The organism is Methylobacterium sp. 37f (assembly GCF_023093475.1).
In the GTDB taxonomy this organism is placed as follows: domain Bacteria; phylum Pseudomonadota; class Alphaproteobacteria; order Rhizobiales; family Beijerinckiaceae; genus Methylobacterium.
The window spans coordinates 1-445 of record NZ_JAGHKN010000122.1 but is presented as its reverse complement, the minus strand read 5'-3'; the positions used below and the strand labels follow the sequence as shown (position 1 = coordinate 445).

General features: G+C 74.6%; 1 protein-coding gene. It reads right to left on the bottom strand.

Translation table 11 applies throughout. The features are described 5' to 3' along the window. Positions 1–445: hypothetical protein (locus tag J7U37_RS24915; protein ID WP_247637500.1), on the bottom strand; the 445-nt coding region annotated here is incomplete at both ends.

The following is a 445-nucleotide window of genomic DNA, read 5'->3' as shown; positions in this document are numbered from 1 at the left end:
CTCGTAGAGCGGGTGGTCGTCCCTGACCCCGTACACGGCCGTGCGCCGCATGCCGGTCGCCGTGGCGGCCGGCTCCTCGCCGTGCAGCACGGCGTCGGCCAGGTCCACGGTGACGTAGTCCGCGAACCGCGGGACCGCCACGTGCGCCAGCTCGTCGGCGGTGCGCAGCACGTCCAGGGTGGTGCCGATGCCGAGGCCCGCGTCGTACAGGAGTCTGAGTCGCTCGCGCGCGATCTCGGCCCTGCCGGTCACCGCCTGGAGTTCGGTGGAGTCGCGCAGGGTCACCACCGTCCCCTTGGGACCGCCGTCGCGGTCCGTGGGCCGCTGGTTGACCGCGAGCAGGCGCTCCCCGGCGAAGTACACCTCGTCGCTGGCCTCGCGGCCGGACGCGAGCAGCGACCGCAGCTCGGGGGCGAGGCGCGGCAGATCCGTCACGAGCCTGCCG